Origin of the sequence: Methylobacterium sp. 2A (assembly GCF_009806555.1) — a bacterium.
Lineage (GTDB): Bacteria > Pseudomonadota > Alphaproteobacteria > Rhizobiales > Beijerinckiaceae > Methylobacterium.
Map to the genome: position 1 here is coordinate 173,548 of NZ_VUOK01000003.1, position 13,547 is coordinate 187,094.

Sequence of the window (13,547 nt, forward strand, 5' to 3'; positions counted from 1 at the left end):
CCAAAGGTTCCGCGCCGCGCTCGTCCGCCTGTGGAGAGCGTCACGACATGCCGCGCGCGGCCGAATACGCAATGCAACTGTCGCACCAGCGTGATTCGTGCCCCACGATTGCGCGCAGGGTGTGACCGGGGGGTGACGGTGGACTCGGCCGGTTCGAAAAAGTCGCCGTGCTGGCGCGGATGCATCAGGCTTGGAATGAGGCTCGGGATGGGGGAGACGCGATGACGCGGCATCCGGCACGATCACGATCCTCCCCGCCCGCTCGGGCGAAGCCGGCCGACCCTGCCGCCCTGGAACGTCCGGGCTTGATCGGCGGGACGGGCCTCACCCGGCCTGGATGAAGCTGTCGAGGACCATCTTCCGGCCGGCCTTGTCGAAGTCAACGGTCAGCTTGTTGCCGTCCACGCCGGCGATCGTTCCGGGGCCGAACTTGGTGTGGAAGACCCGCTGACCGGCCTGGAACGCCGAGGGCGCGCCCGTGGACTTGGCGATCAGCTCGCCCTCGATCTGGCGCGGGCCGCCGCGCTGTCCGCCCGAACGCCCGCCCGGCCCGGAGCCGAAGCCGCGGCCGCCTTGCGGCGCCGTGTTGGCCTGCGCCCGCTGCCAGCCGGGCGTGCCGTAGCTCGACCCGAAGGGCGTCGGGTTGCGGTCGAACCGCGAGGCGCCGGCTGAGAAATGCGCCGGGGCCTCGACCACGTCGACCGCCGATTCCGGCAACTCGTCGATGAACCGGGACGGGATGGTCGAGGACCACAGGCCGTGGATGCGCCGGTTCACCGCGAAGGAGAGTTTTGCGCGCTTGCGCGCCCGGGTGAGGCCGACATGGGCGAGCCGCCGCTCCTCCTCCAGGCCGGCCCGGCCGCTCTCGTCGAGCGCGCGCTGGTTGGGGAACAGGCCGTCCTCCCAGCCGGGCAGGAACACGGTGTCGAATTCGAGCCCCTTGGCGGCGTGGAGCGTCATCAGCGAGACCCGCTCGGCCCCCTCGGCCTCGGAGGCCTCCATCACCAGGGAGACGTGCTCCAGGAAGGCCGCCATGTCGGGGAATTCCTCCATGGAGCGGACGAATTCCTTGAGGTTCTCCAGGCGCCCGGCGGCGTCGGCCGAGCGGTCCTTCTGCCACATCTCGGTGTAGCCGGATTCCTCCAGGATGGTCTGCGCGACCTCGCTGTGCGGCTGCGATTCCACGAGCCGCGCCCAGCGGGAAAAGCTCTCGGTGAGCGCCCGCAGGGTGGAGCGGACCCGGGGCTTCAGCTCATCGGTCTCGCACAGGCGCTCGGCGGCGATCCGCAGGGGGACGCGGTTGGCGCGGCCATAGGTGTGGAGCTGCTGGAGCGTGGCGTCGCCCAGGCCGCGCTTCGGGGTGTTGGCGATCCGCTCGAAGGCGAGGTCGTCGCTGACGTTCACGGTGGCGCGCAGATAGGCCAGGGCGTCGCGGATCTCGGCCCGTTCGTAGAAGCGCGGGCCGCCGATCACCCGATAGGGCAGCCCGAGCTGGACGAACCGGTCCTCGATCTCGCGCATCTGCGCGGAGATCCGCACCAGCACGGCGATCTCCGACAGGGGATGCTGTTTGGCCTGCAGGGATTCGATCGACTCGGCGAGCAGCCGCGCCTCCTCCTCGGAATCCCAGGCCCCCGTGACAGTGACGCGCTCGCCCGGCTCGTCGTCGGTGCGCAGGGTCTTGCCGAGCCGGCTCTCGTTCTTGGCGATCAGCCCCGAGGCGGCCGCCAGGATGTGACCGGTCGAGCGGTAGTTGCGCTCCAGCCGCACCACCACCGCGCCGGGAAAATCGTGCTCGAACCGGAGGATGTTGTCGACCTCCGCGCCGCGCCAGCCATAGATCGACTGGTCGTCGTCGCCCACGCAGGCGATATTCTTTCGGGATTGCGCCAGCAATCTCAGCCAGAGGTACTGGGCGACGTTGGTGTCCTGATACTCGTCCACCAGGATGTAGCGGAAGCGGTCCTGATAGTTGGCCAGGACGTCGGGGTTCTCGCGCCAGAGCTTGAGGCAGAGAAGCAGAAGATCGCCGAAATCGACGGCGTTCAGCGTGGCCAGCCGGGCCTGATAGGCGGTGTAGAGCGCGCCGCCCTTGCCGAACGCGAAGGAAGAGGCCTCGCCCGGGGGCACCTGCTCGGGGCCGAGGCCGCGGTTCTTCCAGCCGTCGATGGCCGAGGCCAGAGCCCGGGCGGGCCAGCGCTTCTCGTCGACGTTCTGATCGGCGATGACCTGCTTCATCAGCCGGAGCTGGTCGTCGGTGCCGAGGATGGTGAAGTCGGATTTCAGCCCGACCAGCTCGGCATGGCGGCGCAGGATCTTGGTGCCGATGGCGTGGAAGGTGCCGAGCCAGGGCATGCCCTCGCCGGCCGGGCCGATCAGCGCGCCGATCCGGTGCTTCATCTCCCGGGCGGCCTTGTTGGTGAAGGTCACCGCCAGGATGTCGAAGGGGCGCGCCCGGTTGGTGGCGATCAGGTGCGCGATGCGGGTGGTCAGAACCCGGGTCTTGCCGGTGCCGGCCCCGGCCAGCACGAGGACCGGGCCCTCCGTGGTCTCGACGGCGCGGCGCTGCTCCGGGTTGAGGCCGTCGAGGTAGGCGGCGGCGTCGCGGCGGAGCGCGCCCATGGCGCGGGCGGCGATGGAGGAGGACGGAGCGCCGTCCCCGGCGGGCTGCGCATGCGGGCGGTTCTGCATCCCGCTTCCCTGGACCAAATCGCGAACGGCGTCGAGGTGGTTCGGGTGGGATGCGACCGGTGGGTGTGGGGTGAGAGCCGTCCGATCCGCACACACTTCGCGGCGCGCTGTAGGTTTGGGGACGGTTTGATCGGTCGCGATCTACGCTTGGTGGACGGGAATATGTCGTCGCAGGAGGCCGCGATCAGGGCCTGTTCCTCGCGCTCGATGAGGGTGGCAGCAGAAGACAGGCCAGCACACCGATGGTCGCTGCAGCCGCAGCAACTCCAAAAGGCCATGCGAAACCGGTGACATCGAGACGTGACGCCGTGAGAGCACCCAGGACTGCGACACCGAGCGCGAACCCAGCTTGTCTGGCGATCACCGTCAGGGCCGAGGCCATGCCGCTCGCCTCCGGCGGCGCGAGGGCAATCACGGCACCGGAGAGTTGTGGATGGGACAGCGCGGCTCCCATCCCGATCAGCGCCATTCCGGCGAGGGCGCAGGCACGGGCTGACGTGGCCTCGACAAGCGATGAGAGAGCAAGGGCGGCCCCACCAAGTGCAATCAGCGCCAGTGCCATCGTGAAGAGCCGCCGCCATCCCAGGCGCGGCACGAGGCTACCAGCGAGCGGAGGCATGGCGAGCATGGGAAGCGTGGCCACCAGCATTGCCAGCCCGGCTGTCTCGGCCGTCCAGCCGAAGGCAATGCTCAGAAAGAGGGGGAGGTAAACGAGAACGGCCCAGTAGCCGACCGAGACGGCGAAGAGCAGGGCTGTCACGCCCATCATGGGGCGGCTTGCAAAGACCGCCGGATCGAGCATCGGCCGTGGCTGCCTGCGCTGCCGGATGGCGAACAATGCAGCAAGTCCGACCCCGGTGCCGAGCCCGAACGCTAGGGGAACTGGCGCATCATGGGCTTCCAATATGGTTTCGATAAGCAACGCCAGTGCGACGGTCAGAAGTGCAATGCCGAGCCAGTCCAACGGCTTGTCTGTGTTGTCGCGCTCTTCTGCCACGAGGCGCGGCACCATCAGCGCGATCAGCATGCACAGTGGCAGGTTGAAGAGGAAAATCCAGCGCCAACCCAGGCCGGCCCCGATGACGCCGCCGAGGCTCGGCCCCAGCGCCATGGCAACTCCGGATGCCATACCGGCGACGCCGAAGGCGCGAGCCCGCGATTCCGCGGCCGGAAAGGCGGTGGCGATCGAAGCGAAACCCCCGGTCACAAGGAAAGCTGCGGCGGCGCCTTGTGCAGCGCGGGCGATCAAAAAAAGGGGGCTGTTCCGGGCAAGGCCGCAGGCGAGGGATGCCACCAGAAACCCGATGTTGCCGGCGAGGAGGGTGTGTCGCTTGCCGAAGCGGTCGGCGATGGCACCCGCGACGAGGAGGGTCGCGGTGAAGGCGATGCTGTAGGCGTCAATGATCCAGGCCCACTGCGCCACACGGATGCCGAGCGTCGTGCCGATCGACGGCAGGACGACCACGACCGATGTCACGTCAAAATTCGTCAGGGCGGCGGCGAAGCCGAGGCTGACCGCAGTCAGGCGGGTCCGACCAGTCCAGGCATCGTTCGCGACGGTGTGCTGCATGGCCTCGCAATGAGCCGCATGCAGCATCACGGCAAATGAGTATTGCTCCGCAGCGCATGAAGCGATTTAATGCGGTGTGTCTCGGATCCCGTCGCGCATGCCCCCATTTGCGGGCCTCCTCGCCTTCGAGGCTGTGCTGCGACACGGCAGCATGACGTTGGCCGGCGATGAACTGGGTCTCACGCAGAGCGCCGTCAGCCACCGCATCCGAGCCCTGGAAGATTTCTTCGGCGTCGCCCTGCTCGAACGGCTCAACCCGGGCCTGCGCGTGACCGAGGCGGGTGGGAGACTCGCCCAGGAACTTGGCCCGTTGCTCGGGACGCTCGCGGGCATGCACCGGCGAATCGCCGGGCGAACAGGACTGCGCGTCTTCCGGCTTGGTCTCAGCACAGCCCTGTTGGCTTGGTGGCTGTCGCCCCGCTTGCCCGCCCTCTGCGGCGGCTTCCCGGATCTGTCTGTCGAGGTCGTGACGTGGGATACGGCCGCCGAGGCCGCGTGTGTCGACGTCGATCTCGCCCTGCTCTGGTTGCCGCAGGCCAATGGAGTGGAGGGCGCGTGCGCGCTGCCATTCCCAATCGAGAGCGTCTTCCCCGTGGCTGCGCCGGGGCTACTGAGCACCCTATGCCCCGGCCAGGATTGGCGAGCGCTGCCGCTGCTCGCGAAGGGACGCAGGGGCGAAGAGACGGGACGGGAATGGTCTTGGTCGACTTGGTTGCAGGGTGACCCTGGTCACGAGGCGATCCGCTTCCGAGACATCGGCAGCTCCCTCCAGGCGGCGGTGGATGGGAACGGTGTGGCGTTGGCGCGCTCGCTCCTCGCCGCCGATGCGCTGCGTCAGCGCCGGCTGACGCGGCTGACGCGGCTGACCGGCTCGGATGAGATGCAAGCCTGCTCGAAGAGACAGATTGCGCGGTGGCGTGACATCCAGGATTCGACGGCCGAGCGCATGGCCACATGGCTTGTCTTATCGGCAGGACAATCCGTCCCTGTCAGCAATCAAGTGCCGTTGCCACAGCTTAGCACGCCGGTTCCAACGCCATTTCGCTAAACTGCCTTCGACTTTCAATTGAACCCTAAAACGAGCTGTGCGGCTGAGAGGGCAGTCCGTGCAGGCGCAGGACTTTACCAAGGTAGGTAGACCACAGCCGAACCGATTCCGGTATTCAGGACGGCTCCCACGCCAAGCAGCCCTCGCCCACGCGTGATCCCCGCTGGCGCCCCCGGCCCCCGATCGTGCTATGGCCGTAGCGGTTTGCCCGCGGGGGCACGCGGGGAGCGGTCCCGCGCGGGATCGAGTGCGGAACGGGACCATTGCGTGATCTTCTGACCGCGCTGGCGGGCGCCGTCATCCTGGTTCTCGTGGCGGCGCTCGCCGTCCCGCCCTTCGTGGATTGGCAGGCCCATCGTGCCCTGGTCGATCGGGCGATCGCCCGCTCGCTCGGCATCCCGGCGCGGACCGACGGGCGGATCGAGGTCCGGCTCCTGCCCTCGCCGCGGCTGCGCGTCGACCGGCTCCATCTCGGGACCGATCCGGAGCGCCCGACCCTTGATGCCCGGTTCGTCAAGGCCGAGGTGGCGCTCGCGCCGCTCCTGAAGGGCGAGTTCCGCTTCACCGAGACCCGGATCGGCCGGGCCGAGATCAAGCTCCCGCTCGCCGGCCCTGATGCCCTGAAGCTGCCCCCTGATCTCGGCGAATCCCTGCGCGGGCGCGACTTCGCCATCGAGGCGCTGCACGTCCAGCAATTCCTCGTCACCACCCAGGTGCCGGCGACCGGCCGGACCGACCAGTTCTACGCGCAGGATCTCACCCTCCAGGCGCCGGCCCTCGTCGGGCCCTGGCGCGTCGAGGGCACGAGCGGCGGCGTCCCGTTCCGGGCCGTCAGCGGCACGCCGGGGCCGGACGGGCGGCTCGCGGTCAAGATCTCGGGCGGCGGCGATGCCCATCCGCGCTTCGAGGCGGATGCGCGGTTCGGCCTCGTCCCGCAGGAGGCCGGCGGGGCCGTCCAGGTCGAATCCGAAGGCACCGCCCGCCTCGTCGTCGGCCCGCCCACCCAGGCCGCGGGGGCCTACCTGCCATTTTCCTTGAACAGCGCGTTCAAGGCCCGGGGCGCGCAGGTGCGGTTCGAGGGGGTGGACCTCGCCATCGATCCGGGCGGGCGCACCCTGCGGCTCGGCGGCACCGGCCGGCTCGACCTGCGCCAGTGGCGCGCCGGCCTGAGCCTGGAGGCCCGCCGCCTCGACCTCGACGCCTTCCTGGCCTCGACCGAGGGACAGAACCTGATCGCCCGCGGCCTGCCGAGCTGGGGCGGCGCGCTGCCGGCGATGCTCGACCTCGATCTGGCCGTCGGCAGCGCCGTGCTCGGGGGCGACGAATGGTCGAACCTCGCGCTCACCGGCACTCTGGAGCGGGCGGGCGGCCTGCTGCTGCGCCGTTTCTCGGTCAGCGGCCCGGCGGACTCGACCCTCAGCGTCAATGGGCAGGTCGAGACGGCCCCGTTCCGCCTGACCGGCCCGGTGGCGCTCACCGCCCCCGATTCGGATGCGCTGGGCCGCTATCTGCGCCGGCTCGGCCTGGAGGGGCCGCTGACCGCGCTGCTCGACGGGCGCCGGATCGAGGCGGCTGCCGACCTCTCGGCCGATCCCGCGAGCCTGTCCCTGCGCAACCTGCGCCTTGCCCTGGGCCCGGCCCGGATCACCGGGAATGCCCGCTACACGGCCGCGGAGGCCGGGGCGCGTGGCCGGTTTGACGCGCAGATCCGGGCGAACGGCATCGACATCGCGGCCCTGCCGCCCCTCGGCACGACCCTCGGGACCCTGCGCGACCTCGACCTCGCCCTGACCCTGGAGGCCCGGGACGTCCGCTACGGGACCATCGGCTCCGGCAACGGCACCATCGCGGCCAGCATCCAGACTGACGGCGCCAGCGTCATGGTCGACAGCCTCGCGGTGACCGACCTCGCGGGGGCGAGCGCGACGCTGTCCGGCCGGATCGGCGCGGACGGGACGGGCCGCGTCTCGGGCCGCCTGAAGGCCCCGGTGGCGGCGCCGCTGCTCGGCCTGCTCGAACGGGTCTGGGTCGGCGAATTGCGCCTGCTGCCGGCCTTCCTGAAGGATGCACCCCTCGACCTCGCCGTCACCCTCGACCGGGAGGGCGGTGCCGCCGAAGCCCTTCGGACCCAGGCGAAGGGCAGCGCCGGCGGCGGCACCCTCGACCTGACCCTGGCGAGCCGCGGGGCGCGGATCGAGGGCGGCACCGCCGCGCTGAGTACGGCCCGGGCCGGAACGTGGTTCGGGCGAACCGACATCCCGGGCCTCCAGCAGCCCGCCGAATTGCACCTGAGCGCCGAACGGCCGGACGGAGCGGCGCTGGCCGTCACCGCCAACGGGACCGTGGCGGGGTTACGGATCGCGACCGCCCGGCCGATCCTGATCGGCACCGACGCGCTGCCCACCGGCGGCGTGGTCCGGGCCGACGCGGCCGATCTCGCGCCGTTCCTGGCGCTGGCCGGCGCCGCGCGCCTGCCGCCCGGCGCGTGGCCGGCCGATCTGACCGTCACGCTCTCCAGGGAGGGAGGCGACAGCGCCGCCGCGCTCGCCGGGCAGATCGCGGGATCCGCCGTAAGCGGGGCATTGGTCCGGTCGCCTGGCGGCGTCCTGCGCGGCCGCCTCACCCTCGACCGGTTGTCGCTGCCGCAGGTGATGGACGCCCTCCTGCTCCCGGTTCAGGAGAATGGGCGGTTCGGGCCGCCGGCCCATCCCCCCGCGCTCACCCTCGATGCCCGCATCGCCAAGCTGGATCTCGGCCGCGGCCTCACGGCGACGGACGCGGCCGTGGCGCTCGCCCTGTCGGATTCCAGCCTGACCCTGCGCGACCTGACGGCCAAGCTCGGCGGCGGCCGGATCGCGGGCTCCGCCACGGTCAGCCGGGCCGGCGCCGGCGCGGCGATCTCGGGCTCCGGGAACCTGGATGACGTGGCGATCGCCGGACTCGGCGGTGGCCCGATCGGCGGGCGCCTGGATGCGGATCTGCGCTTCTCCACCGCGGCCGAGACGCTGCCCGGCCTCGGCGACGGGCTCTCGGGCAGCGGCACGCTGACCCTCAAGGACCTGCGCATCCCGGCGGCCGATCCGGGGGCGGCGGGTCGCGCCCTCGCCCAGGCGGTGGAGATCGACGATCCGCTGCGTGAGGGGCGCCTTCAGGCCCTGGTCGCGGAGGAACTCGGCAAGGCGGCGGCGCAGGCGGCCGGACCTGCGCGCGCCGCCGCCACGATCGTGGGCGGGATTCTGCGGGCCGGCCCCCTCACCGTCGATTTCGGGCCCGCCCGCTGGGCCGGCACGATCGGCTACGACCTGCGCAGCGCCCGCCTCGACGCCCGCGGAACGCTCACGGGCGGACCTGTGCCCCGGGGCTGGAGTGCCGGCCCGCCGGCGATCCAGCTCGGTCTGGCGGGGCCGCTCGCCGCCCCCGAACAGGTGCTCGATGTCGGCGCCCTGTCGAACGGGCTCGCGGCCTTCGTGCTCCAGCGTGAATTGGAGACGATCGAATTGACGGAGGCCGATCAGGTCGAGCGGCAGCGGCGGCGCAATCGCATCGAGATGGACAAGGCGCGGGCCGCCGCCCTCAAGGCGGCTGCCGAGAAGGCCGCCGCGGAGGAGGCGGCGCGTCGGGCAAGAATTCTCGGGGAGGGGGCGATGAGTGGCGAGGGGCAGCAGCAGCCTGCGGCTGGGCCGTAAGCGTTCACTCTACCGCATGGTTATGAATTTCAGACGCGCGTCAGCGCTCTGACCTGTTGCTCCAATGAGAGGGCGATTACGAACTTTACAAAAGCGCAGAACGAGCGATCAAAGGCCTAGGCGTCGATGAGGCTTTCGCCCAGAAACCAGAGGGCGTGCCAGTCATCGTTCACGACTGCGATCTGACGCATCACCGAGCGTAGAAGATGGCGTCGGCGTGGCAGCGGACGGAACGACAGATCCACGCCCAATTCCTTTTCGACCGCCCGGACGAAGGGCTTGGTGCAGTCTTTGGCGATATGGGCGAACCCGTCACTATAGCGGAGCTTCAATGAAGCGTCGCGCGCATAATAAATCTTCGGAATTGGGATGAAGTGAAAGCCGGCCTCGCCTGCGCGCAATTTCAATGCTTCGTTCAGAAGGTACCACACCACGAGCCGGTCGCGCAGGGGGCCGTGCGGTTGCTGCGCATGGGCTCCGCGCGGGGGATTAAATGGCGGGACGACCCCGAGGAGGCTGACTCTCGGTCGGGGCTCGAGAGCATCGAGTGCAGCGTGCAGGGCCGCAAAGTAGCGGTCAGCGAGATCGGTGACGGCCTCCTGGTACGTCCATCCCTTCTCACCAGCCACGCGGATCAGATGCCGGCGCACGTCGATCTCACCGAAGACGAAGATGTAGTCGTCGCCTGGAGCGGGTTTGATCGAGGCAAGCAGTTGTTGCACGCCGTCGCGGCCAGCGCGGTGCATAGTATGGCCTGGCAGGCAGTAAGCTGTCGCGGCCCCTGCGCGCGCAAAAAGATATTGTCCATGGCTATCGCCGAAGACGTAGACAGACATGACAAATACTCTCATTAGTTAAGATAAATTGTGACTGCGCTGACTCGGCGCATCTGACTATGCATTGACGCGAAAGAGAGCGTCATAAACGATCTGAATCGGATAAAAATCGAACCACTCGCGATCACCGATGTCAAGATGATGCCCATCGGTCCGCTATGTGCAGAATTTGACCCGGAATAACTAGAGAAATCTGCCAGATATGTTTGTTTATGTTGAGGGTATCCGTGGAGTAACTCAAAACTATCTTGTTATATTGCCTGAGTCTGTCACTATAACTTGTGGCTTCGGCGGATGACCTGTTCTTGTTCTTGGACGAGCAAGGTTTGGCAATCGAACCGTTCATGCCCTGGGGCCGGCCAAGATCGGCGCGCTAGAGTCGTTTCTGCTGGTGTTGCGACGGAGGCGGGGTTGCCGCGTTGAACGGTGGAGGAGCTGGCAATGCCATCACCTTTATCAGTCGATCTGCGCGAGCGCGTCGTGGCGGCCGTGACCGAGGGCGCTTCCTTCCATCCGGTCGCGGCCCGGTTCGGTGTGAGCGAATCGAGCGCCAGCCGGTGGTCGGCACGGTTTGCGCAGGAAGGCCACGTCGCGCCCGACCCGACGCTCAGCGACGATCGCCTCCCGGTCATCGAGGCGCAGGCCGACCTGATCCTGTCCACCTACGAGGCCCGACCCGAGAGATCTTCCTGTGCGCGTTGCGCGACGTCCTGGCCGCACGGGGCGTGCAGACCGGCATGAGCGGGCTGTCGCGGTTCTTCGCCCGCCACGGCATCAGCCGTAAAAAGGGGCTCTGAACGCGGCTGAGCAGGAGCGTGCGGATGTGAAAGCCGCGCGCCAAGCCTGGTTCGACGCTCTGCCCGACCTCAACCCCGACACGCTCGTGTTCCTCGACGAGTCCGCGGCCGCCACCAACATGGCCCGTCGCTACGGACGCGCACCGCGCGGGTCCCGCTGCCGGCTGCGCGTGCTGCAGGGGCACGACAAGACCACGACCGTCATCGCGGCGCTGCGCACCACCGGCCTGTGCGCGCTCAGCCTCATGGATGGCGCCACGAACGGTGCCCGCTTCCGCAGCACCGTCGCCGACAGCCTCGTCCCGGTGCTGCGAGCCGGCGACACCGTGATCCTCGACAACCTGCAGGCCCACAAGGTCGCCGGCGTGCGCGAAGCCATCGAGGCGGCGGGTGCGCGGATCCTCTACCTTCCGCCCTACAGTCCGAACTTCAATCCGATCGATCCTTCGACAGGCTCAGGATGAGGAGATCTTTTCCAAGCTGAAGCACCTGCTGCGAACCGCGGCCGCCCGCACCGTGCCCGACCTCTGGGACGCCATCCGCGAAGCCTTCACCGGCTTCACCCCGGACGAGTGCCGCCACTGCCTCACAGCCGCCGGTTACGAAGGCGACTTGGCCGTTGCTATATGATCGGGCGAAGCTTTAAATCTAAATTAATCCAGAATCGAACTTCAGATACAGAAGGCGGCGCCCATCGCTCGACCCACCACCTGAGGAGGGTTGTACTCAAGCCTTGCCCACCGCCATCAGCGCAAACGCATAAATCAGCGCCACCTCCTCCAGCCGGTCGAACCGGCCGGCGGCGCCGCCGTGGCCGGCCTCCATGTTGATCCGCAGGAGCACCGGGCCGCCCCCCGTCATGGTGGCGCGCAGCCGCGCGACCCATTTGGCCGGCTCCCAGTAGGTCACCCGCGGGTCGGTGAGGCCGCCGAGCGCCAGGATCGCCGGGTATTCCTTCGCGGCGACGTTGTCGTACGGGGAATACGAAAGAATCGTCCGGAAGGCGGTCTCGCTCTCGGCCGGGTTGCCCCATTCGGGCCATTCCGGCGGGGTGAGCGGCAATTCGGCGTCCAGCATCGTGTTGAGCACGTCGACGAAGGGCACGTCGGCCACGATGCCGGCGAACAGCTCGGGCGCCATGTTGGCCACCGCCCCCATCAGCATGCCGCCGGCCGAGCCGCCATGGGCGACGATGCGCTTCTCGGCGGTGTAGCGCGCTCCGATCAGCGCCCGCGCGCAGGCGATGAAATCCGTGAAGGTGTTGGGCTTCTTCTCGCGCTTGCCGTCGAGGTACCAGCGCCAGCCCTTCTCGGTGCCGCCGCGGATATGCGCGATGGCGTAGACGAAGCCGCGATCGACGAGGCTCAGCAGGCTCGTGCGGAACGCGGCCGGCATCAGCGTGCCGTAGGAGCCGTAGCCGTAAAGCAGGAGCGGTGCGCTGCCGTCGAGGGTGAGGTCGCGCCGGTGCAGCAGCGAGATCGGAACCTGCTCGCCGTCCGGCGCCGTGGCGAACAGCCGCCGGGTCACGTAGGCGGCCAGATCGTGCCCGCTCGGCACCGCCTGCCGCTTGCGCAAGCGGCGGTCCCGGCTTGCGCAATCGTAATCCCAGGTCTCGGACGGGGTCGTCATCGAGGAGTAGACGAAGCGGACCGTCGCCGTGTCGAAGGCGAGGCCGGCGCGCAGGCCCAGGGAATAGGCCTCCTCATCGAAGGCGACCGTATGCTCGGCATCGTCGGCGAGGTCGCGCACGACGATCCGCGGCCGGGCGTTCTCGATCTCCAGCCGGATGAGGTGGCCCGAGAGCAGGTGCAGGTGGCGGATCATCACCCCGGGCCGGTGCGGCACGAGGTCGGTCCAGTTGGCGCGGCCCGGGTCGTCGAGGGGCGCGGTGACGATCTTGAAATCCTCGGCCCCGTCGGCGTTGGTGCGGATGAACAGCCGGTCGCCGCGATGCTCCACGCCGTAGATCAGCAGCGGCGTGCGCGGCTCGACGAGGCGCAGGGGCGCCCCCGCCGCGTGCCGGTCGAGCAGGCGGATCTCGGAGGTCTCGTGGTCGCTCGCCGTCACGTCGAGGAAGGCGCCGGACTGCGTCTTGCCGATATGGACGAAGTAGCCGGCATCGGGCTCGGTATAGACCGTCTCGTCATCGGATTGCGCGGTGCCGAGGCGGTGGCGCATGACCTTGGCGGGGCGGTGGTTGGCGTCGAGCGCCACGTACCAGAAGCTCTCCCCGTCTCCGGCCCAGACCGCCTCGCCGGAGGTCGCCTCGACCCGGTCGTCGCGGTCGAGGCCGGTGGCGATGTCGCGCACCCGGATCGTGTAGAGTTCCGAGCCCTTGGTGTCGGCGCTCCAGGCCAGCCGCGTGTGGTCGTCGGAATGGACCGCCGCGGCAATCTCGAAGAACGGCAGGCCTTCGCCCTCGCGGTCGCCGTCGATCAGGATCGTCTCGTCCGGGTCGGGGCCCGATTCGGGGACGTCGGGCGAAGCGGCGGGGCGCCGGCAGATCAGCGGGTGCTGTCCGCCCTCCCGGTGGCGCGTGTAGTAGGCGAACGGCCCGTCCGGCTCCGGGACGCCGCTCTCGTCCTCCTGGATCCGCCCGCGCATCTCCGCGACGAGCTGCTTGCGCAGATCCGCGGTCCGGGCGAGCGCCGCCTCGGCGAAGGCGTTCTCGGCCTTCAGGTAGGCGGCGATGTCCTCGGGCAGCGCCGCGGGGTCCTTGAGGACCGTCTGCCAGTTCTCGGCCTTCAGCCAGGCATAGGGGTCGGTGATCTCCTGCCCGTGGACGCTGAAGCGCCGGGGCCGGGCCTCGGCCATCGGTGCCACCATCGGCGTACCGGTCGCTTGAGCCGGGAAGCCTCGGCCGATCTCCGTCATCGTGTCTCCCGTCGGATCGCGTCGCATGGGGTCAGGGCGTGCGGG

The 13,547-nt window shown here is 69.2% G+C and carries 6 protein-coding genes and 1 pseudogene; 3 read left to right on the forward strand and 4 right to left on the reverse strand.

From position 1 onward, the window contains the following. Positions 1-324: 324 nt before the first annotated feature. Entirely contained in the window at positions 325-2,691 is a 2,367-nt protein-coding gene (locus tag FVE89_RS01110; RefSeq protein WP_160532413.1) for a UvrD-helicase domain-containing protein, read from the reverse strand. A 184-nt stretch (positions 2,692-2,875) separates the two neighbouring features. Beyond that, positions 2,876-4,288, reverse strand: coding sequence for an MFS transporter (locus FVE89_RS01115; RefSeq protein ID WP_246730462.1), 1,413 nt, complete (start codon positions 4,286-4,288; stop codon positions 2,876-2,878). A 70-nt stretch (positions 4,289-4,358) separates the two neighbouring features. Here FVE89_RS01115 and FVE89_RS01120 point away from each other — a divergent pair, with 70 nt between their 5' ends. After that, entirely contained in the window at positions 4,359-5,309 is a 951-nt protein-coding gene (locus FVE89_RS01120) for a LysR family transcriptional regulator (RefSeq protein ID WP_160532415.1), read from the forward strand. Between the two features lie 263 nt (positions 5,310-5,572). Next, positions 5,573-8,995: an AsmA-like C-terminal region-containing protein gene (locus FVE89_RS01125; protein WP_160532416.1), complete on the forward strand. Its 3,423-nt coding sequence runs from the start codon at positions 5,573-5,575 to the stop codon at positions 8,993-8,995. 116 nt (positions 8,996-9,111) lie between these two features. Here FVE89_RS01125 and FVE89_RS01130 read toward each other — a convergent pair whose 3' ends face one another. Further along, the gene (locus FVE89_RS01130; RefSeq protein ID WP_160532417.1) at positions 9,112-9,831 is read right to left on the reverse strand and encodes a hypothetical protein; all 720 of its coding nucleotides are present in this window, start codon (positions 9,829-9,831) and stop codon (positions 9,112-9,114) included. A gap of 441 nt (positions 9,832-10,272) precedes the next feature. Here FVE89_RS01130 and FVE89_RS01135 point away from each other — a divergent pair. Then, positions 10,273-11,258 (forward strand): annotated as a pseudogene (locus FVE89_RS01135) (IS630 family transposase). A 96-nt stretch (positions 11,259-11,354) separates the two neighbouring features. On the opposite strand, the gene FVE89_RS01140 reads toward FVE89_RS01135, so the two are convergent. Continuing rightward, positions 11,355-13,502, reverse strand: coding sequence for a S9 family peptidase (locus FVE89_RS01140; RefSeq protein ID WP_160532418.1), 2,148 nt, complete (start codon positions 13,500-13,502; stop codon positions 11,355-11,357). Between the last annotated feature and the right edge of the window lie 45 nt (positions 13,503-13,547).